18 protein-coding genes and 1 tRNA gene are annotated in these 19,513 nt (G+C 64.6%); 13 read left to right on the forward strand and 6 right to left on the reverse strand.

Going from position 1 to position 19,513, the window contains the following annotated elements; genetic code table 11:
* Positions 1-69: 69 nt before the first annotated feature.
* Genes trpA through IYY11_RS05110 form a run of 3 tightly spaced genes read left to right on the forward strand, consistent with a single transcriptional unit; the run spans position 70 to position 3,136 of the window.
* Positions 70-936: a tryptophan synthase subunit alpha gene (gene trpA / locus IYY11_RS05100; RefSeq protein WP_196402992.1), complete on the forward strand. Its 867-nt coding sequence runs from the start codon at positions 70-72 to the stop codon at positions 934-936.
* A complete protein-coding gene (gene accD, locus IYY11_RS05105) occupies positions 933-1,799 on the forward strand; it encodes an acetyl-CoA carboxylase, carboxyltransferase subunit beta (protein WP_196402926.1) in 867 nt (288 codons plus the stop codon). Before trpA ends, accD begins: the two co-directional genes overlap by 4 nt.
* Positions 1,800-1,819: 20 nt before the next feature.
* Positions 1,820-3,136 (forward strand): folylpolyglutamate synthase/dihydrofolate synthase family protein, encoded by a 1,317-nt coding sequence (locus tag IYY11_RS05110; protein WP_196402927.1) that lies wholly within the window; start codon positions 1,820-1,822, stop codon positions 3,134-3,136.
* 51 nt (positions 3,137-3,187) lie between these two features.
* On the opposite strand, the gene IYY11_RS05115 is transcribed toward IYY11_RS05110, so the two are convergent.
* Positions 3,188-3,871: a type 1 glutamine amidotransferase domain-containing protein gene (locus tag IYY11_RS05115; RefSeq protein ID WP_196402928.1), complete on the reverse strand. Its 684-nt coding sequence runs from the start codon at positions 3,869-3,871 to the stop codon at positions 3,188-3,190.
* A gap of 178 nt (positions 3,872-4,049) precedes the next feature.
* Here IYY11_RS05115 and IYY11_RS05120 point away from each other — a divergent pair, with 178 nt between their 5' ends.
* The 5 genes from IYY11_RS05120 to IYY11_RS05140 are packed head-to-tail and all read left to right on the forward strand — an operon-like array spanning position 4,050 to position 8,370.
* Positions 4,050-5,195 carry a (5-formylfuran-3-yl)methyl phosphate synthase gene (locus tag IYY11_RS05120; protein ID WP_196402929.1) on the forward strand — a complete coding sequence of 382 codons (1,146 nt, stop codon included), beginning with the start codon at positions 4,050-4,052 and terminating at the stop codon, positions 5,193-5,195.
* A complete protein-coding gene (locus IYY11_RS05125) occupies positions 5,182-5,820 on the forward strand; it encodes a uridylate kinase (protein WP_196402930.1) in 639 nt (212 codons plus the stop codon). The genes IYY11_RS05120 and IYY11_RS05125 overlap by 14 nt, the downstream gene beginning before the upstream one ends.
* Positions 5,820-6,377 carry a flavoprotein gene (locus IYY11_RS05130; protein ID WP_196402931.1) on the forward strand — a complete coding sequence of 186 codons (558 nt, stop codon included), beginning with the start codon at positions 5,820-5,822 and terminating at the stop codon, positions 6,375-6,377. The genes IYY11_RS05125 and IYY11_RS05130 overlap by 1 nt, the downstream gene beginning before the upstream one ends.
* Positions 6,378-6,389: 12 nt before the next feature.
* Positions 6,390-7,811, forward strand: coding sequence for a DUF6513 domain-containing protein (locus IYY11_RS05135; protein ID WP_196402932.1), 1,422 nt, complete (start codon positions 6,390-6,392; stop codon positions 7,809-7,811).
* Positions 7,795-8,370, forward strand: coding sequence for a DUF447 domain-containing protein (locus tag IYY11_RS05140; RefSeq protein WP_196402933.1), 576 nt, complete (start codon positions 7,795-7,797; stop codon positions 8,368-8,370). The genes IYY11_RS05135 and IYY11_RS05140 overlap by 17 nt, the downstream gene beginning before the upstream one ends.
* 5 nt (positions 8,371-8,375) lie before the next feature.
* Here IYY11_RS05140 and IYY11_RS05145 read toward each other — a convergent pair whose 3' ends face one another.
* From IYY11_RS05145 to IYY11_RS05155, 3 genes are all read right to left on the reverse strand, one after another.
* Complete coding sequence (locus IYY11_RS05145; RefSeq protein ID WP_196402934.1) at positions 8,376-9,410, reverse strand: hydantoinase/oxoprolinase family protein; 1,035 nt, start codon at positions 9,408-9,410, stop codon at positions 8,376-8,378.
* 66 nt (positions 9,411-9,476) lie between these two features.
* Positions 9,477-9,986, reverse strand: coding sequence for a formaldehyde-activating enzyme (fae, locus tag IYY11_RS05150; RefSeq protein WP_196402935.1), 510 nt, complete (start codon positions 9,984-9,986; stop codon positions 9,477-9,479).
* Between the two features lie 153 nt (positions 9,987-10,139).
* A complete protein-coding gene (locus IYY11_RS05155; RefSeq protein WP_196402936.1) occupies positions 10,140-11,030 on the reverse strand; it encodes an NAD(P)-dependent methylenetetrahydromethanopterin dehydrogenase in 891 nt (296 codons plus the stop codon).
* A 384-nt stretch (positions 11,031-11,414) separates the two neighbouring features.
* Here IYY11_RS05155 and rpmB point away from each other — a divergent pair, with 384 nt between their 5' ends.
* Positions 11,415-11,711 (forward strand): 50S ribosomal protein L28, encoded by a 297-nt coding sequence (gene rpmB / locus IYY11_RS05160; RefSeq protein WP_196402937.1) that lies wholly within the window; start codon positions 11,415-11,417, stop codon positions 11,709-11,711.
* A 518-nt stretch (positions 11,712-12,229) separates the two neighbouring features.
* Here the strand turns inward: rpmB and thrS are convergent.
* The gene (thrS, locus tag IYY11_RS05165; RefSeq protein WP_196402938.1) at positions 12,230-14,182 is read right to left on the reverse strand and encodes a threonine--tRNA ligase; all 1,953 of its coding nucleotides are present in this window, start codon (positions 14,180-14,182) and stop codon (positions 12,230-12,232) included.
* Positions 14,183-15,290: 1,108 nt separating this feature from the next.
* A tRNA-Arg gene (locus IYY11_RS05170) sits at positions 15,291-15,367 on the reverse strand.
* A gap of 161 nt (positions 15,368-15,528) precedes the next feature.
* Between IYY11_RS05170 and IYY11_RS05175 the strand changes: the two genes are divergently transcribed.
* The 4 genes from IYY11_RS05175 to IYY11_RS05190 all read left to right on the forward strand — a co-directional run bounded on the left by IYY11_RS05175 (position 15,529) and on the right by IYY11_RS05190 (position 19,513).
* On the forward strand, positions 15,529-16,296 hold the full coding sequence (locus IYY11_RS05175) for an alpha/beta fold hydrolase (RefSeq protein ID WP_196402939.1): 768 nt from the start codon (positions 15,529-15,531) through the stop codon (positions 16,294-16,296).
* Positions 16,297-16,365: 69 nt separating this feature from the next.
* On the forward strand, positions 16,366-17,205 hold the full coding sequence (gene cysE, locus IYY11_RS05180) for a serine O-acetyltransferase (protein WP_196402940.1): 840 nt from the start codon (positions 16,366-16,368) through the stop codon (positions 17,203-17,205).
* 14 nt (positions 17,206-17,219) lie between these two features.
* Complete coding sequence (locus IYY11_RS05185; RefSeq protein WP_246719642.1) at positions 17,220-17,816, forward strand: hypothetical protein; 597 nt, start codon at positions 17,220-17,222, stop codon at positions 17,814-17,816.
* 200 nt (positions 17,817-18,016) lie between these two features.
* Complete coding sequence (locus tag IYY11_RS05190; protein WP_196402942.1) at positions 18,017-19,513, forward strand: DHA2 family efflux MFS transporter permease subunit; 1,497 nt, start codon at positions 18,017-18,019, stop codon at positions 19,511-19,513.

A 19,513-nucleotide genomic window follows, 5' to 3' on the forward strand; every position in this document is an offset into this window, starting at 1 on the left:
GGTCCGGCGGCGCCCGGTCGAGAGGGCTTTTTGAAGAATTCGCCGGCTTACGAAGGACGTCTGTCGCTTATGCCCACCCGCATCGATGATCGCTTCGCCGCCCTCAAAAAGGAAGGGCGCGCCGCCCTCGTGACCTTTGTGATGGCGGGCGACCCGGATCTCGCGACCTCGCTCGACATCTTGCGCGGCCTGCCCGGCGCCGGGGCCGACGTCATCGAGGTCGGCATGCCTTTCACCGATCCGATGGCGGATGGGCCGGCGATCCAGGCGGCGGGCCTGCGCGCGCTCAAGGCGGGGACCACGCTCAAGAAGACCTTAAAGCTCGTCGCCGACTTTCGCGCCGGAGACGACGCCACCCCCATCGTGCTGATGGGCTACTACAATCCGATTTATGTTTATGGCGTCGACGCCTTTCTGCGCGACGCCCGGAACGCCGGCGTCGATGGCCTGATCGTCGTGGACCTGCCGCCGGAGGAAGATTCGGAACTCTGCACCCCCGCGCGCGAGACCGGGCTGAACTTCATCCGCCTGGCGACGCCGACGACCGACGACAAGCGGCTTCCCAAGGTGCTCGAAAATACCAGCGGCTTCGTCTACTATGTGTCGCTTACCGGCATCACCGGCGCGGCGCTTGCCGACTACGCTGGCGTCAGTCAGGCGGTTGCGCGCATCAAGCGGCACACGGCGCTGCCGATCGCCGTCGGATTCGGCGTCAAAAATGCGGAGAACGCCGCCGAGCTCGCCCGGAACGCCGATGGCGTCGTGGTCGGCACGGCGCTGGTCCAAGCGCTTAAGGCCTCGCTCGACGCGGAGGGCCGCGCCGGGCCTTTGAGCGTTGGCGCTGTGACGGGGCTCGTCGCGTCCATCGCCGAAGGCGTGCGCGACGCCCGCCCTAAAGGCGGCGTGATGAGTTGGCTGACGAGGCTCGTGTCATGAATTGGTATTCGAACGTCGTCCCGCCGAAGATCAAGGCGCTGATCAAGCGCGAAGCGCCCGAAAATCTCTGGGTGAAATGTCCCGAGAGCGGCCAGCTCGTCTTCCACAAGGACATCGAGGCCAATCTTTATGTCGTGCCCGGGTCGGGCTACCACATGCGCTGCCCGGTCGAGACGCGGCTCGCCAGCCTGTTCGACGGCGCCGAATGCGAGCTGATTCCGACGCCCGAAGCGCCGCTGGATCCGCTCAAGTTTCGCGACATCAAGCGTTACATCGACAAGCTGAAAGAATATCGGGTCAAAACCGGCATGACGGACGCTGTGACGGTCGCCTTCGGCAATCTCGAAGGTTCGCCGGTCACGGTCGCCATCCAGGATTTCGAATTCATGGGCGGCTCGCTGGGCATGGCGGCCGGCGAAGCGATCATCGCCGGCTGCGAACATGCGCTCGCCAAGCGCACGCCTTTCGTGATCTTCACGGCGTCGGGCGGCGCGCGCATGCAGGAGGGCATGTTCTCGCTCATGCAGATGCCGCGCACGACCATCGCCGTGCAGCGCCTGCGCGAGGCGCGCCTGCCCTATATCGTCGTGCTGACCAATCCGACGACGGGCGGCGTCACGGCGTCCTACGCCATGCTCGGCGACGTGCAGATCGCCGAGCCTGGCGCGATTATCGGCTTCGCCGGCGCCCGCGTCATCGAGCAGACGATCCGCGAGAAGCTTCCCGAAGGCTTCCAGCGCGCCGAATATCTGCGCGATCACGGCATGGTCGATATGGTGGTGCCGCGTCAGGAGCTGCGCGAGACGCTGGCGCGCCTGTGCGGTCTCCTGACCAAGTCGCCGCCGCGACGCGCCGCCGCCTGACATCGCGAGGCGCAGCCGCAATGGATCAGCACGACGCGATCCTGTCGCGACTCCTCACGCTCCATCCGAAGAGGATTGACCTGTCGCTCGGCCGCACGGAGCGGCTGCTCGCCGCGCTCGGCCGACCGGAGCTCAGACTGCCGCCCATCATTCACGTCGCCGGCACCAACGGCAAAGGCTCGACCATCGCCTTTCTGCGCGCCATGCTCGAAGCCGCCGGCAAGCGCGTGCATGTCTACACTTCCCCTCACCTGTTGCGCTTCAACGAGCGGATTCGTCTTGGCTCCGAGGGCAGTGGAACGCTTGTCGACGATGAGCGTCTGAAGACGGCGCTCGAACGCTGCGAACAGGCGAACGCGGGCCAGCCGATCACCTTCTTCGAGATCACCACGGCGGCGGCCTTTCTGCTCTTCGCCGAAGCGCCGGCCGACTGGCTGCTGCTCGAGACGGGCCTCGGCGGGCGCTACGACGCGACCAATGTCATCTCGCAGCCCAACTGCGCCGTCGTCACCTCGATCTCCCTCGACCATCTCGAGTTCCTTGGCGATACGGTCGAAAAGATCGCCTATGAGAAGGCCGGGATCTTGAAGAAGGGCGTCCCGGCCGTGATCGGCTTCCAGTCGGAGCCCGTGGCGAGGACTCTCGAGCGAGAAGCGCGACGCGTCGGCGCGCCGCCGATCATCGCTGGTCGAGACTTCCACATCTCTAACGAGAACGGGCGCCTCGTTTATGAGGACGAGCGCGGCTTGCTCGATCTGCCGCTGCCGCGACTCGCCGGACGCCACCAGCATGAAAACGCCGCCGGCGCGATCGCCGCCCTGCGCGCCGTCGCCCCGGAGATTCCGCCCGCAGCGATCGAAGCGGGGCTGACGCGCGCCGAATGGCCGGCGCGGCTGCAGCGCCTCATCCGCGGGCGCATCGTGGATCTCGCGCCGCCCGGCGCCGAGGTGTGGCTCGACGGCGGCCATAATGAGGATGGCGGCCGCGTTCTGGCCGAGGCGATGGCGGAGTTCCACGACAAGGCGCCGCGACCGTTGGCGCTGATCTGCGGGGCGCAAACGACGAAGGACATTCGCGCGCTGCTCAAGCATTTCGTCGGACTGGCGCGCGAGGTCGTCGCGGTGCCCGTGGAGGGCGAGCATAAGAGCTGGCCGCCCGAGGATGTCGCGAACCTCGCCAGGGCTGAGGGGATGCCCGGCGCCGCGGCGGGCGGCGTCGAGGAAGCGCTCGCGCTGCTTTCGACGCGCAGCTTCGACGCGCCGCCGCGCGTGCTCATCGCTGGTTCGCTCTATCTCGCCGCCTCGGTGCTGGCGGCCAACGGCTCGCTGGTGGAATGAGCCGCGCCGCCCGTTTCGCCCGCGCCGCGACATCGCCGAGAGAGCCGGGTCTCACGCTTTTGTAAGCTCCTCCACAAGCTTGCGGGCCGCCGGACCGGAGGAAGCTGGGTTCTGGCCCGTGATCAACTGGCCGTCCCGGACGACATACGGGGCCCAGTCCGCCACCTTCGAGAAGCGCCCGCCCTTCGCCTGAAGCTCGTCCTCGACAAGGAACGGAACGACGTGGGTGAGGCCAACCGCCTCCTCCTCGCCATTGGTGAACCCTGTCACCGTCTTGCCCGCGACCAGCGGCCGGCCGTCGGGACCTTCGACATGGCGCAGCACGCCCGGCGCGTGGCAGACGAGCGCGATGGGTTTGCCGGCGCGGATGAAGGATTCGATCAGCCTGATCGAAGCCGGGTCCTCGGCGAGGTCCCACATCGGCCCATGGCCGCCGGGATAGAAGACCGAGTCGAAATCGTCCTGACGGACGCTATCGAGCCGCGCCGTGTCGGCGAGGCGCGCCTTGGCGGCCTCGTCCGCTTGGAACCGGCGGGTGAGATCGGTCTGAAATTCGGGTTCATTGCTCTTTGGGTCCAACGGCGGCTGACCGCCCTTGGGCGAGGCAAGCGTGATCTCGGCTCCGGCGTCGAGAAAGACGTAATAGGGCGCAGCGAGTTCTTCCAGCCAGAAGCCTGTCTTTCGGCCGGTGTCGCCGAGCCTGTCGTGCGAGGTGAGAACGATGAGGATTTTCACGGATTTCTCCTGTTTCGGGGAGCATGTTCGCATGCTTGGGGTTGGGAAAAAATGACGCAATGGTGAGCGGCGTCCAGCGCGAGCAGAAGGGTAGGCGCGCGAGGCCACTTGGATTCGGGAAAAATTTGCTCCACAAGCGCGCAGATGCGCGTGGCGCAACGACTGGAGCCAAGAACTCATGACCCTGATGTTGGCGAGCGTTCTCTCCCGCGATGAGGCGGAGATCGCCCTCGCGCGCGGCGCCGACATCATCGACTGCAAGGCGCCCTCGCGCGGCGCGCTGGGCGCCCTCCCCCTGGGCGCCGTCGCCGAGATCGTCGCCTTCGTCGACGGACGGCGGCCGGTCAGCGCCGTCGTCGAGCTGCCGCACGATGTCGCGCATGCGCTGCGCGACTTTGAAGAGGTCGTCGCGGCAGGCGTCGATTATGTGAAATTCGCCCTGCCGGCGACGCCCGACGCCGTCGAGATCATCGAGGCGCTGGCGCCGCTGACCGCAAAAACAAAGCTCGTCGCCGTCCTCTTCGCCGATCTCGGCCCCGAGTTCGACACTCTCGAGCCGCTGGCCGGCGCCGGCTTTCATGGCGCGATGCTGGATACCGCGCATAAAGGCAAAGGCCGACTGGTCGACTTTATGAGCGTCGGCGCGCTGTCCGAATTCGTGGCGCGCTGCCGCACGCTCGGGCTCGCCTCCGGGCTCGCCGGCGCACTGGAGTCTCCAGACGTGCCGCGCCTGCTTGTCACCGGCGCCGACGTGCTTGGCTTTCGCGGCGCGCTCTGCGCGCATGGCGAGCGCCGCGCCGCCATGGACGCCCGCGCCACGACGCTGATCCGCGATCTGATCCCCTCGACCCGAGGCGCGCACGCCGATTTTTTCGCCCATTTGTCGTTTCTCGGCCGCGGCTATATCGAGCCCGCCGGCGCAAACGACACCGATTGCGTGTTTCTCAAGGATTATGTCGCGCCCGTCGAGATCGGCGCCTACGCCCACGAACACGGCCATACGCAGCGTGTGCGTTTCAACGTCGAGGCCGACGTGACCCGCATCAACGGCTCCGACGACATGCGCTCGATCTTCTCCTACGACGTGATCATGGACGCGATCAAAATGATCCTCGCCGGCGGCCATATCGAGCTGGTCGAAACGATCGCCGAGCGACTCGCCGAAAGCGTGCTGCTGCATGAACGCGTGCGCGCCGTCACCGTCCAGGTCGAAAAGCTCGATGTCGCGCCGGGCGCCGTCGGCGTGAAAATCCGCCGCGCGCGCGCCCATGAGGACGCGCGTCGCCTGCAGCCGGCGCCGATGGGCATCGATGCCGTCAAGTAGCGCGCCCCTCGTCGTTAAACTCGGCGGAAGCTTGCATGCTTCCCCGGCACTCGCCGATTGGCTTGCAGCGCTGAAGCGCTACCCGCGGCCGCTGACGATCGTTCCCGGCGGCGGACCCTTCGCCGACGCGGTGCGCGCCGCGCAGCCGACAATGCGCTACGACAATGCGACCGCGCACGCCATGGCGGTTCTGGCGATGGAGCAATATGCGCTGGCGCTCGCGAACCGTGACGGCTCGCTGGAGCTCGCGGCCTCTTGTGAGGCGATCGCAGCGGCGCAGGCGCGAGGCCGCATCGCCCTTTGGCGGCCAAGCGCAATGGTCGCTAGCGCCGATGACATTGCGCCCTCCTGGAACGTCACCTCCGACAGTCTCGCCGCCTGGCTTGCCAAAAAAATGGGCGCTTGCGCGTTGGCGCTGATCAAGAGCGTCGATGTCGGCGATGGCGCCTTACTGAGTGAGATTGTGCGCAAGGGCGTTGTCGATTCGGCGGTTCCGGATTATCTCGAGGGGACGCCGCTCTTCCTCGCCGGCCCCTCGTCTCTCCCGCACGCCGCCGCGCTTCTTGCCGATGGCGTCACGCCGGGCGTAGCCATCACAAATTTTCCAACGCGGAAGTTCGCCTGATGACAAAAAAGAAAGTAGTCACGCCGCGCTGGGGTTGGGCGCTCACCGGATCGGGGCATTTCTTCACCGAATGTCTCGAGATGATCCGCACGCTCGATCACGTCGATCTTTTCGTCAGCAAAGCGGCGGCGGAAGTCGTGCGGATGTATAAGCACGATCTCGATCTGCCGGAGACCGTTCGCATCTTTAAGGACACCACCGCGAGCGCCGCGCCGGTCGGGAATTTCTACTACAATTTTTATCACACGCTGGTTCTCGCGCCGGCGACGTCGAACACCGTCGCGAAATGCGTCGCCGGCATTTCCGACAACCTTGCGACGAATGTTTTCGCGCAGGCCGGAAAATGCCGCGTGCCGACGATCGTCTTCGCCTGCGACACCGCGCCCGAACTCGAGACGCGCGCGCCCAAGGGCATGGTGATGGTCTATCCGCGCCGCGTCGATTTGCAGAACACCGACGCGCTCAAATCCTTCGAAGCGACGCAGGTCGTCGAAAGCCTCGCGGCGCTGCAGGAGGCGGTGGAGCGCCGCCGTCGTGAAGTCGAGCCGCAACCCTAACGAAGTCTCCGCATGAGCGAGCGCCTGCTGTTCATCACCGGCCATCTTGCACTGCCGCGGTTGGAGCGCATGGTCGCGAGCTTCGGCGAAGCGGCGCAGGCGTGGCGTATCCACGACATTGGCGTGAAGGTCGCGGCGCTCATGACCCAGGAGATCATTCATCGTCGCCTGCCGCGACCCGTGCAGGCCGATCGCGTCATCTTGCCGGGGCGCTGTCGCGCCAACCTCGCCGTGCTGACCGAGGATTTCGGCGTCGCCTTTGAACGCGGGCCGGAAGAGATCGCCGATCTTCCCGCCTATCTCGGGCGCGGCGGCGCGGCGCCGGATCTCTCGCGCTACGACATGCAGATTTTCGCCGAGATCGTCGACGCGTCGAAGATGAGCGTCGCGGATATTTCGGTCAAGGCGCGCGAACTCGCCGTCGGCGGCGCCGACGTCATCGACCTCGGCTGTCTGCCGGATACGCCTTTCGATCATCTCGAGGAGACGATCGCGGCGCTCAAGGTCCACGGCCTGAAGGTGAGCGTCGACTCGGCCAATGTCGCCGAGCTTGAACGCGCGGCGAAGGCCGGCGTCGACCATCTCTTGAGTCTCGACGAAGAAACGCTGTCGATCCTTCCCGACAATTCGCCCGTTATTCCAATTCTGACGCCGCGGCCGCACGGTGATCTCGACTCGCTGCAGCGCGCCGCACGCCGCGCGCGCGCGCGCGGCATCAGCGTCATTCTCGATCCGATCCTCGATCCGATTCATTTCGGCCTTGCCGCCTCGATCGCCCGCTACGTCGAACTACGGGACCGCGAGCCTGAGGCCGAGATCATGATGGGAACGGGCAATCTCACGGAGCTGACCGACGCCGATTCCGCCGGCGTGACCGCGGCGATGCTTGGCATATGTTCCGAGCTCGACATCCGGCATCTGCTGACGGTGCAAGTATCCCCCCATACGCGGCGAACGCTGCAGGAGCACGACGCCGCGCGGCGGTTGATGTTTGCGGCGCGCGCCGACCGCGCTCTGCCAAAAGGCTATAGCGACGCCCTGCTGCAGATCCACGACCGCAAACCTTATGCTGCAACGCCGGAAGAGATTGCCGCGCTTGCGCGCGAACTGCGCGATGCTAATTTCCGCATAGATGTGACGCAGGACGGCGTGCATATCTACGCCAAAGGGTTCCATCATGTCGCAGCCGACGCGATGGCGCTCTTCCCGCATCTTGCCGTCGAACATGACGGCGCCCACGCTTTTTACCTTGGCGCCGAATTGATGAAAGCCGAGATCGCCTACAAGCTCGGTAAGCGCTATCGTCAAGATGAGCCGCTCGATTTCGGAGTCGCGACGGACGTCAACGAAGAGGACGCGACGCGCTTCAAGGAAATGGGTCACACGATGCGCAAAGCGGGCGAAGGACCTGCAAAAGATGCCTCTGATACATGAATGCGTCGTCACGACGCTGTCGCCGGAAGGTCGACCGCATATCGCGCCGCTCGGATTGATCGAGGAACGCGGCTTCTGGGTCGCCGCGCCGTTTCGCCCCTCCTCGACTCTGTTCAATCTCACGCATAATCCCAAGGCGACGGCGAGTTTCACCGACGACGCCCGCATTTTTGCCGGACTCGTCGCCGGCCAACGCAACTGGCCGCTCACCGACATTGAAGACTGGCCGGCGCCGCGCCTTTCCGCCGCGCTGGCGCATGCCGAACTCATTGTCGCGCGCGTCGAGGAGCACGACTCGCGGCCGCGCTTCTTCTGCAGAGTGAGGCGAATTGAATCGCATCGCGCCTTTCTCGGCATGAACCGCGCGCGCGCCGCCGTGCTGGAAGCGGCGATTCTCGCGACGCGGCTCGACATGCTGCCACGCGAAAAGATCGAGAGCGAACTCGCCTATCTGCAGATCGCCATCGACAAAACCGCCGGCGAGGCCGAGCGCGAAGCCTGGGACATGGTGAAGGCGAAGATCGACGCGCATCAGCACGCCAAAGCAGCGGCGCAGTAGGGGCGTTACGGCAGATCGAGCAAGGCCAGCGCCGAAGCCGGCGCGCAATTCGCGGCCCTTGCGGCCAAGGCCGGCGGCGCTGCGATCAGATCGGCGAATTCGATGAATGTCCGGCCTTGCGCATGCGCCAGACGCGCAGCGAGTTTGCGGCCGACGCCGGCGCCGACGATCGGCGCATCAAACGCCAGCACGTCGCGCGATTCGAGCAGCGAAATCTGATCTTCGATGGCGTGCAATTGCGCGCGCGCAAGATGCTGCGCGAAGGCGCGCCATTGCGCATTGCGCAATTCGGCGGCGTCGCGCCCGGCCATACGCGCCAGCCGCGCGCGGGACGCCGCAACCGTCTTCGGCCGCCCGTCCGCCGTCGGCGAAAGGTCGGCGTCGGTGTCGCCTTCGGGGAGATCGCCGAGCACGCGCCGCACGTCGGCCATCGACGCAAAGGCCTCGTTGACGAGCGGCGTCCAGCGTCCGGCGATCGGCGCGCGCGCCGCATAGGCCTGAGGCGCGCCGCGTGAAAATCCGGCATAGGCGAGTTCGCCATAAGCGAGGCGCTCGGCGTCGCTCGCCCCGCGCGCCGCGACACGTCCGGCGCAAATCGGCGTTAGGTCCGTCGTCGTCGATCCGATGTCGATCAACAGCGCCTCGGCGCAGTGGCGCGCGGCGAGTTCGGCCGGGGCGCGCCAATTCGCCGAAGCGACGGCGTCGACATGGGCGCCGATCTCGTCGCGGCTGATGAAGCCGCGTTCGCCGGCGTAAAAAAGAATGTCGGGAACGCCGATCTCGCACGCTGCAATAGCGGCCACCGTAACGACGCCGCGCGCCCTGCTTTCGAACGCGTCGGAGAGCTCCGCCGTCATCGTGACGCGATGACGCTCGGCCGCGCCGAGCGCCGCGCGCGCGTCGCGAAGCGCCTGCTCCAGGCTGGCGACGCTTTCGTGGGGGGCGCAGGCGATCTGCACGACCGCCGTGAGGCGACCGTCGTCCGCGCGCGCCGCCTTAACGTGGGCGCCGCCGATATCCCAGCCGATGACCGCCGCCATCCGCCACTCCCAAAAGAAAAAGGGGAGCCGCGCGGCCCCCCTTCAATTTCGAAGATGCTGCGCGGTTCAGTTCGGCGCGAAGGGGTGCTTGGCTTCGTTGCGCTTGGCGACGACTTCCGAGGCCTTCGGCTCGCCCTTGATGGCGCGCGCGATAGCTTCCTTCGTGGCGGTGTAATTGTAGTCCTGGATCTTCTTGTCGTCCGTAGCGTCCCAGTGAATGAACACGCCGACCGCAATGAAGATGTCGTCGGCTTCGTCGACCGGGATCACGCCCTCGGCGACCGAATCCGCAACGGCCTTGGCGACGCCATGCTGCGCCGGGCCGAACATCTGCACGGCCTGCTTGGCGCCCTTGATCGTCACCTTGTTGAACAGGATCGTGTTGGGCTTGCACAGCAGGTTCGGCGCGACGACCGCGAGCAGCGTCGTGAAGCCGTCCTTGTTGTTGACGAGCGCGTTGGCGAAAGCGAGCTCGGCCGCCGAGCCGCGCGGCCCCATGATCAGATCGATATGCGCAACTTCATTGCCGTCGCCGACCAGCGACTCGCCGACCAGCATTTTGTTGATCAAAGCCATGTTTTTCTCCCAGAATTCTGGCGCCGGATTCACAGGCGCCCTAAGCGAGCCGCACGCGGGGCGCGCGGCGATAAGAGCCCACGCTCGCGGCGCGGACTCAACCATTTTCGCGCGTTCTTGCCAAGGCGCGGGGCCTGGCAAGCGCGCGAGACGTCACACGAGTTCGCGGGCCAATGCGAAAGCGTGACGGAAGTCGAGGCAAAGCGGCTCGTCGGACGTCGCCATCTTCTTGAAGAGACCAGCTTCCGTGCCGTATTTGACGTTGCCGATCGCCAGCGCGCCGATGCCCAGCGCGCCATGAGGCGAAACCACGACGCCATTGTCGTGCAGACCGCAGCCTTCAACGCCAAGCGGCGGCACGGCGTTGACGTCGGCGGCGATCAAGAGATTCTTGGCGGCGGCGAGATCGTCCTTCGACAGCACCTGGACGCCGGCGCGCGCCGCGCACAGCGCGATTTCATGCTCGCAAAGCAGCGCACGCACCTGTTCGGGGGAAGAGCCGTCGGCAGGCGCCACCTTGATGTTAAAACGCTTGCACATTTCATCGGCGAGCTTGGCGACCCGATCGAGGCCGCTATAGCCGACGACGGTGACTTGGGCGCCCTCGAGCGCCGAGATGACCGCGGCGGAATAGCCCACGACGCCCGTCGCGCCGTAGATGACGATCTTGGACCCCTTGAGCTCGCGCTGTTTCTTCTCCCGCAGAATCTTTTCGACGCAAGCGACCATGGCGCCGGCGGTGGTGAAGGAGCCGTAGGGATCGGCGAAGAGCGACACTTCAAAGGGCTTGAGCAGCGCTTTCTTTGCGGTGTCCATCATGTCGAGCGCGAGCACGGCGTCGCGGCCGGCGAAAAAGATGCCGGTGCGCAGCGCTGCCGAAGGCGCGCGCGAAAACATCGCGTCCTGCACGAGCGCGGTCACTTCGTCCAGCGTGACATTGGTGTAGGGAATCGCCGCGTCATAGCCGGCGTCGAGGGCCATGTTCACATCGAAGGGACTCATGTGCTTCAACGTGCTGAGCATGTGCAGAATCGCTTTGGCCATTGAATCTCCCCAACCTTTCCCTCGATTTTCGCGTCTTACGCGGCCATAGGCGACGCGCGGCGGGAGATAGTCTCCAGCCCCTCGATCTCTCAATGATTCCGGCAAAACGAACGGCGCGCGGGCGCGCGCCTCGGCCTCGCTCGGAGCGGTGGGAGGCTTAGAACCCAGAACGAAGCCGATGTCTAGAGGCGTGTGCGCCGCAGCGTGCGGCCGCATGGCGGCGGCTGTTGGTTGACGGCGGCCGCGCTTTGCCTCTATAAGCCCCGCAATCGAGGCTCGGCGCAATCGGCGTCGCGCCTCGCTGTCTTTTTCACCCTCTGCTGGCGATCGCGGGCGACTGACGCCGCGGTCCACGCATGGAAGAATAGAGCGAAAGGAACCATTATGTCCCGCCGTTGCGAGCTGACCGGAAAGGGCGTGCAGTCCGGCAATCTCGTCAGCCATTCCAATCGGAAGACGAAGACCCGCTTTCTGCCCAATCTCGTCAATGTGACGCTCGCCTCAGAGGCGCTGGCGCGTTCGGTGCGGCTGCGCATCTCCGCCGCGGCGCTGCGCTCGGTCGAGCATCGTGGCGGGCTTGACGCCTTCCTCGCGAAGGCGAAGACCGAAGAGCTGTCGCAGAACGCCCGAACGCTCAAGCGCGAAATCGAAAAGAAGCAGGCGGCCGCCGCGAGCGCTTAAAGCTCTCCGCCTTCTGTTTTTTTTGACATTGTGCCCCGTCGCCCTGCGGCGGGGCTTTTGTTTTGCCGCGCCTCGGGTTTGTCGCTGAAAAAGGCGGGCATCTTTCTCCTGTGGGGAGAAGGTGGCGCGCGAAGCGCGACGAATGAGGGGAAGCGGCCTGCCGTGTAGGGGATCAAACCCCCACCCGCTCGCCTTCGGCGAGCGACCTCCCCGCAAGGGGGGAGGTATGTGCGCTGTAGCTATGCACCGCCAAACTTTCCAAGAACATAATCGGCGACAATGCCGATGACGCCAATACGTTCGATCCATAGGCAAAACTGAGGGCCGATGGAGTTCGGCGCGGCCGCCCGATAACGCAGTTTTGACAAACTAGCGCGCCCACTCCCTCCCCTTTACGGGGAGGGTGGTTCGCGAAGCGAACCGGGTGGGGTTTAAAGGGCCATAACACCCCCACCCGCTCGCCTTCGGCGAGCGACCTCGCCGCAAGGGGGAGGTATGTACGCCCGGCGTCCTTGCGCTTAACCCCGTAGATCCGGCGGCGTCGCCTCATCGGACAACAACTTCAACGCCTCGTCGAGCGGCAGCTGCGTCTGCGCCTGCGAGCCGAGCCGGCGCATGGAGATCGTGCGCTCGGCCGCCTCTTTCTTGCCGGCGACGAGCAGCACGGGAACCTTCGCCAGCGAATGTTCGCGCACCTTGTAGGTGATCTTCTCGTTGCGCGCGTCGACCTCGACGACAAGCCCGAGCTTTCGCGCCGCGGCGGCGACCTCATAGGCGTAGTCGTCGGCGTCCTGCGTGATCGTGCAGATGACGATCTGCAGCGGCGACAGCCACAACGGCAGATGTCCGGCGAAATGCTCGATCAGAATGCCGGTGAACCGTTCGAGCGAGCCGAAGATCGCGCGATGGATCATCACCGGCGTCTTCTTCTCGCTGTCGGGGCCGATGTAATAGGCGCCAAAGCGCGACGGCAGGTTGAAGTCGACCTGCGTCGTGCCGCATTGCCACTCGCGGCCGATCGCATCGCGCAGCGTATATTCGAACTTGGGCCCGTAGAACGCGCCCTCGCCCGGATTGATGCCCGTCTTGATGCGTCCGCCCGAGCGCGCTTCGATTTCGCTCAGGACGCGCGTCATGATCGCCTCGGCCTCGTCCCAGGCCTCATCGGAGCCGACGCGCTTTTCGGGGCGCGTCGAAAGCTTCACGATGATTTTGTCAAATCCGAAATCGGCGTAGGTCGAGAGAATAAGTTCGTTGATCTTGAGGCACTCTTCGGCCATCTGCGCTTCGGTGCAGAAGACATGCGCGTCGTCCTGCGTGAAGGCGCGCACGCGCAGCAAGCCATGCAGCGCGCCGGACGGCTCATAGCGATGCACGACGCCGAACTCGGCCATGCGCAGCGGCAGATCGCGGTAGGACTTCAGGCCGTGTTTGAAGATCTGGATATGGCCCGGACAGTTCATCGGCTTGATGGCGTACAGCCGATCTTCGTCCGTCTGCTCGCGCGCGGGCTGTGAGACGAACATGTTCTCGCGAAACCACTCCCAATGGCCGGACGTCTCCCACAGCGACTTGTCGAGGAGCAGCGGCGCGTTCACTTCCTGGTAGTCGGCCTTCAGGCGCCGGCGCATGTAGGAGATGACGTTCTGGAACAGCGCCCAGCCCTTCGGGTGCCAGAAGATCGCGCCGGGGCCTTCCTCCTGAAAATGGAAGAGGTCCATCTCGCGGCCCAAGCGGCGGTGGTCGCGCCGCTCGGCTTCCTCCAGTCGGTGCAGATAGGCGTCGAGCTCCTCCTGCGTCGTCCAGGCCGTGCCGTAGATGCGCGACAGCATCGGCTTAGTCGAGTCGCCGCGCCAATAGGCGCCCGCGACCTTCATCAGCTTGAAGGCCGTGCCGACTTTGCCAACCGAAGGCATATGCGGTCCGCGACAGAGGTCGAGCCATTGGCCCTGCTGATAGACGCTCAAGGGCTCATCGGACTTGATCGAGTCGATGAGTTCGCCCTTGAAAATCTCGCCCTTCGTTAGAAACCACTGCTTGGCGTCGGCGCGATCCCAGACTTCACGCGTGATCTTGGCGTCGCGGCCGACGATCTCGCGCATCTTCTTTTCGATCGCCGGCAAGTCTTCGAGCGTGAACGGCTCGGCGCGGAAGAAATCGTAATAGAAGCCGTTCTCGATGATGGGGCCGATCGTCACCTGCGTGCCGGGATAGAGCTCCTGCACCGCCTCCGCCAGCACATGCGCGGCGTCGTGACGGATGAGCTCCAGCGCGCGCGGATCTTCGCGCGTGACGAATTCGATTCTAGCGTCGCGCTCGATCGGGCTTGCGAGGTCGACGAGCGCACCGTCGAGCGTCATGGCGACGCTGCGCTTGGCGAGAGAGGGGGAGATGCTTTTGGCGATGTCGACGCCCGAAACGCCGGGCTCGAACTGACGGGACGCCCCGTCGGGGAATGTAACCGCTACCATGTTTGCGCTCCTGTCGCGCTCAATCGCCGATACGAGTCGACGTAAGTCGCTTTGGATGGACGGCGCCTTCATAGCGCCGCCCGCGCGCGGGCGCAATCGTTCCGAAGTCGGCGTGGCCTTAAAGGAAAAAGTCGCGGCGGCGCGATATTTGATGCGAAATCGATTGGTTATGCTTACCGGATGCTTGCCGGCAGCAAGTCAAGGTTGAGCTAAACTTTCGGATTGATGGCTAGACGGTTTTTGAGCAGCGCTAAATTCGGGTTTCACTTGTGGCGCGAGCGGACGGGGGCCCCCGCCCTCAAGAGGCCAGCGTGTTAGCGCTCGCCGCCTGATCGGACGCCGCAGGGGCGCCTGCCTGTCGTCTAAAACCAACGTCCTCGGCCGTACCAACCGCCGCCAAGGATGAGCAGAACAATAATAATGATGAGGAGCGTCTGTGTGTCCATGATCTACATTCCCTTCAGTGCGATGGCTCCGGCTTTGGCTTGTCCACATATCGGCGTTGGTCCCAATGACCTCGCCGCAACGAGTACATCATATGGGAGATACATCCCGACAAAAAAGAAGTGGACGAATTACGTGACCCACGAGTCCCTGGATTCTTGACGAGCAACCTAAGCCTTCAGCGCTCATCGCCTGCGAAGTATTCCCGACAACAATTGCCATGGAAACGCGCGGAAACCGCGAGGCGCGTGCTCGAGGAGTTCAAAATTGCGCCGACAGGGAAAGATCGTTGCGGGGAGTTTTTAGAGCGAATCCCGCACGCGTTGAAGGCTCGTCAGCAGCACCTGAGCGGTGCAGCTGCGCTCGGCCAGACGCGCGGGAGCAATCGTTGAAATTGGCTCAGACCGGCGCCCCCTCAATGCAGGCTTGAAAGGGAGCGACATGAAAGCGGCGCGTCTCGGTTTGTGTCGCGCCACCATCTAGTCACGAGAATCCGAAGCGTGATTTGCGACCCGGGTGATGCGGCTTCCGCGTTTCGCTATGACCGTGCGTTTTTGTAATCGCGAGCGTTCAGGACGTCTTTCGCCATCAACTTTTTGGGCGACCCGCGCGGGGAAGGGCTAGCAGCCTCGTCAGCCTTTTTGGCGTGTGAGCTTTGATAGGATGGCGCGCCCGAAAGGATTCGAACCTCTGACCCCCAGATTCGTAGTCTGGTGCTCTATCCAGCTGAGCTACGGGCGCCTGTTTCGCCATAGTCCCCGTGCGATAAACGGGCTATGGCGACGTGTCGGCTCGTTTACCGGCAAGCGACGCGAATGGCAAGAGCGCATTTACTTTCGCGGCGCGCAGCCTTGCGTCGACGTCGCAAGCATTTAGATAAAAGGCTCTAAGTGGGATTTATAATGGAAACGTTCCTGTCGGATGGCGTCGAGATAGCCTATGTGGATTTCGAGCCTTTAACGGAAGATCGCGGCGAACCGATCGTCCTTGTGCATGGCTTCGCCTCGACCCATGCCGTGAACTGGCTGTTCACGCAGTGGGTCAAGACGCTGACTGAAGACGGCCGCCGCGTCATTGTCTTCGACAATCGCGGCCATGGTCGCTCCGCCAAGCTGTACGATCCGGCGCAATACAGTCTCGACCTGATGGCCGCCGACATCGTGCATCTGCTCGACCATCTGTCGATCCCGCGCGCCGACGTCATGGGCTATTCGCTCGGCGGACGCATCGGCACGGTGCTGGCGCTAACGGCGCCCGAGCGCGTGCGCTCCTTGATCCTCGGCGGCATCGGCGAAAATCTCATCGAGAACTCCGGCCTGCCGCGTGGCCTCGCCGAAGCCATGGAGATTGAGCGCATCGAGGACATTGCCGATTCGACGCTCAAAATCTTCCGCGGCTTCGCCGAATCCACCCGCAGCGACCTCGCCGCCCTCGCCGCCTGCGTGCGCGGCGCCCGCAAATCCGTCGAGCCAGAGTCGCTCGCGCGCATCACCGCGCCGGTGCTGATCTGCGTCGGCACCCGCGATGACGTCGCGGGCGACCCGCTCCCGCTGGCCGAGTTCTTCCCCAACGCCCGCGTGGTCGATATTCCCGGCCGCGACCACAACCGGGCCGTCGGCGACAGGATCTACAAGCAGGCGGTGCTGGAGTTCCTGGACACGCGGCCTTAACGGTCGCGGGGGCGCCCGTGCTATTGTCCGAGCGCTCCGCTATATCATTGCCTGACCAAGGAGGGGCGGATGGGCGCCGAAACGCGCGAATATGGCGCGAAGATCATCGACTTCGCCCAGAATGACCCGCTGTTCGCGCGGCTGCGCGCGGAGGCGGAGGACGTGCTGCGCCGCGAGCCGGAGCTCGGCGGCTTCCTGCATCCCGCGATCCTGTCGCAGAACGGCGTCTTGGGCGTCGTCGCGCATCGCGTGGCGCAGCGCCTTGATCGGCCGGAGGCGCCCTATATCGCCATCCGCCAAGCGTTCGAAGAATGCGCCGCGCGCGAACCTGGACTGGTCGAGGCGTTCCGCGCCGACTTGCTCGCCGTGCTTGAGCGCGACCCCGCCTGCACAAGGCTGATCGAACCGGCGCTGTATTTCAAAGGCTTCCATGCGCTGCAGACCTATCGTCTGGCGCATTGGCTGTGGAAGAACGGCCGCAGCGACTTCGCCCTCATTCTGCAGAGCCTGTCCTCGCAGACCTTCCAGGTCGACATCCATCCCGCCGCCGTGATCGGCAAGAGCGTTTTCATCGATCACGCGACCGGCGTCGTCATCGGCGCGACCAGCGTCGTCGAAGACGAAGTGTCGATGCTGCACGGCGTGACATTAGGGGGCACCGGCAAGGCGCGCGGCGACCGCCATCCCAAGGTGCGGCGCGGGGTGCTGATCGGCGCCGGCGCGAAAATCCTCGGCAATATCGAGATTGGCCGCTGCGCCATGATCGCCGCGGGCTCCGTCGTGCTCGATCCGGTTCCCGCCAACAAGACCGTCGCCGGCGTGCCGGCCCGGATCGTCGGCGAGGCGCGCTGCGCCGAGCCGGCGCTTGCCATGGATCAGATGCTGGCCTATCTCGACGCCGGCATGTGAGGGCGGGGTTGACCTTGAGCAGAATTCTCCTGAGCTTTGCGCTCGTCGTTATCGCGGCGTCGTTGCTGTCTCCACGCGCCGCGTTGGGCGCCGGTTGGCATTATTACGACCCGGAATGTCCGATTGATCTTGGCGGCAAGTCGATGAAATTCGTCGCCATGCAGCCCAAGAAGAACGTCGACCGGGAATGCATCGCGCTGCCCGACGTTGGCCCCAGCGTCATCGTGCTCGACGCCGCCGACGCTGAATTGCGCGACATGAACTGGGACATCCGCATTCTGCGCGGCAAAGGGCCGAACGGCGAAGCGGACCCCGAAGCCGATATCGTCGGCCGCCTGCCGGTGCAGAAATTCCGCAACGGCATGGTGAATTTCGACCAGAATTTTAGGGAGCCGGGCGAATACGTGCTTTACGCCAGGCTGACGAGCGACGACGGCGCGAAGCGTTTTGAGGGCCGGCACCCGTTCTCGGTCGGCCTCGTCACCGACGAGGAAATTTATCTCTACATCGCCTTCGGCGTTTTCGTCCTCGTCGCCGGCGGCGTCGCCTTCACGCTCTGGCGCCAGGGCAAGCTCGGATTCAAGATTCCGGATTTTTCGAAACCACAGTAGGCCTGTCCACTATCAGCGCCGCGAGGGTGAAGGTCCCGCGCCGCAGGTGAAGTAAGGCCTCGGCAGGCCGGCATTCCGCCAAAGGAAAATCGGGCAAACTGCACGCGTCTTCGCGCAAGAGGCCCCCTTGCCAAATGCGAATCGACTGGCAAATCCTCGATGCGGACCGGGCTTGGCCGGTCCGGGACGTGAAGCGCGGAATGACCTGCGACCTTGAGAAAAATGTGGAGCGGTTGCAACCACGCGGGAGCTCCAGTGGAGAAACGCCGCCCGCGGATTCGGTGGAAGCGCGGGCGTTAAATCCCTGGCTGGTCGTCGCTTTGGTCTCCATCGGCGCGTTTCTCGGTCAATTCGATGCGAGCGTGGTTCAACTGGCTTTGCCCACGCTCGGCAAGACCTTTGACGCCTCGCTGGAGACGGTGAGCTGGGTGGCTTTGGCGTATCTTGTGTCATTCGCCTCATGCCTGCCGATCTTCGGACGGCTCTGCGACATGTTCGGCAGGAAGTCGCTTTACCTCATCGGATATTTACTGTTCGTGTTTGCGAGTTCGTTGTGCGGTCTCGCCTCGGACATCGACTGGCTGATCCTGTTCCGCGTTCTTCAGGGCGTCGGCGGCTCCTTGCTGGGCGCAAACAGCATCGCAATACTGGTTAGCTCCGTTGGCAAGGACCAGCAGGGCCGGGCGCTGGGGTTCTTTGCCGCCGCCCAGGCGGTCGGAATGAGCGCCGGGCCGGCGGTCGGCGGTTTGCTTCTCGCTTCGCTGGGGTGGCGCTGGCTGTTCTGGGTTTGCGTTCCCATTGGCATTGCCGCTGCGGCGATCGGATGGCTTGCGCTTCCCCAGACGAAAGTCCTCAACGAAAGAGCGACGTTCGATTGGCGCGGCGCCTTGCTTCTGGGCCCTGCCCTGATCTGTCTCGTGCTCGTTCTCAATCAGGTTTCGGCATGGGGCGCCGCCTCCCCCGCGACCCTCTTTCTTATCGCGCTGTCCGTCGTGCTGATGGCGCTTCTCGTGCGACAGGAGCGCGGCTCTCCCTCGCCGCTCGTCGATCTCCGGCTATTCCAGAGCAAGGGATTTTCCTTTGGCGCTATCGCCGTCCTTCTCGGCTACGCAATGCTTTATGGGATGTTTTTTCTCATATCGTTTGCGCTGGAGCATGGATATGGGGATAGCCCGCTGGCGGCCGGCCTGAGGTTGGCGATCATTCCCGTCGCCCTCGGCGTGACCGCTCCATTCGGCGGCTCGCTCAGTGATCGGCTGGGCGCGCGCATGCTCAGCGGCGCCGGCATGACGCTCTGCTGCGTCGCTCTGGCGGTTCTGGGTTTCGCGATCGTGAGCCAGAGCGCGAGCCGCACTCCCGACGCTGTCGCGTTCGCCTTGTTCGGCGCGGGCCTGGGCGTTTTCATCGCGCCCAACAATCACGCCACGATCAATGCAGCCCCGAAACATCTTGCGGGACAGGCAGGCGCGATGCTGAATCTGATGCGCGTCCTGGGCACGAGCATCGGCGTTGCGAGCGCTTCCTCGACATTGTCCTGGGGTATCCAGCTTGTGACCGGTTCCTACGGAGACTGGAAGTCGTTCCCGGGCTCCACGACGCTCTACGCCGTCGACATCGGGCTGGTGATGCTCGCCTGCATGGCCGCCGTCGCGGGGCTCATATCCGTGCTGCGGCCTGTCGAAGAGAAGGCGAGCTAG

The sequence above is a fragment of the Methylocystis sp. H62 genome, from assembly GCF_015709515.1.
Taxonomy (GTDB): Bacteria; Pseudomonadota; Alphaproteobacteria; order Rhizobiales; family Beijerinckiaceae; genus Methylocystis.

Coding starts and splice junctions, on each gene's coding strand:
- IYY11_RS05135 (WP_196402932.1), top strand. CDS start 6,390: ATGAGCGAGCGCCTGCTGTTCATCACCGGCCATCTTGCACTGCCGCGG.
- IYY11_RS05125 (WP_196402930.1), top strand. CDS start 5,182: ATGCCGTCAAGTAGCGCGCCCCTCGTCGTTAAACTCGGCGGAAGCTTG.
- IYY11_RS05145 (WP_196402934.1), bottom strand. CDS start 9,410: ATGGCGGCGGTCATCGGCTGGGATATCGGCGGCGCCCACGTTAAGGCG.
- trpA (WP_196402992.1), top strand. CDS start 70: ATGCCCACCCGCATCGATGATCGCTTCGCCGCCCTCAAAAAGGAAGGG.
- IYY11_RS05155 (WP_196402936.1), bottom strand. CDS start 11,030: ATGGCCAAAGCGATTCTGCACATGCTCAGCACGTTGAAGCACATGAGT.
- thrS (WP_196402938.1), bottom strand. CDS start 14,182: ATGGTAGCGGTTACATTCCCCGACGGGGCGTCCCGTCAGTTCGAGCCC.
- cysE (WP_196402940.1), top strand. CDS start 16,366: ATGGGCGCCGAAACGCGCGAATATGGCGCGAAGATCATCGACTTCGCC.
- IYY11_RS05130 (WP_196402931.1), top strand. CDS start 5,820: ATGACAAAAAAGAAAGTAGTCACGCCGCGCTGGGGTTGGGCGCTCACC.
- IYY11_RS05110 (WP_196402927.1), top strand. CDS start 1,820: ATGGATCAGCACGACGCGATCCTGTCGCGACTCCTCACGCTCCATCCG.
- accD (WP_196402926.1), top strand. CDS start 933: ATGAATTGGTATTCGAACGTCGTCCCGCCGAAGATCAAGGCGCTGATC.
- IYY11_RS05175 (WP_196402939.1), top strand. CDS start 15,529: ATGGAAACGTTCCTGTCGGATGGCGTCGAGATAGCCTATGTGGATTTC.
- IYY11_RS05120 (WP_196402929.1), top strand. CDS start 4,050: ATGACCCTGATGTTGGCGAGCGTTCTCTCCCGCGATGAGGCGGAGATC.
- fae (WP_196402935.1), bottom strand. CDS start 9,986: ATGGCTTTGATCAACAAAATGCTGGTCGGCGAGTCGCTGGTCGGCGAC.
- rpmB (WP_196402937.1), top strand. CDS start 11,415: ATGTCCCGCCGTTGCGAGCTGACCGGAAAGGGCGTGCAGTCCGGCAAT.
- IYY11_RS05140 (WP_196402933.1), top strand. CDS start 7,795: ATGCCTCTGATACATGAATGCGTCGTCACGACGCTGTCGCCGGAAGGT.
- IYY11_RS05190 (WP_196402942.1), top strand. CDS start 18,017: ATGACCTGCGACCTTGAGAAAAATGTGGAGCGGTTGCAACCACGCGGG.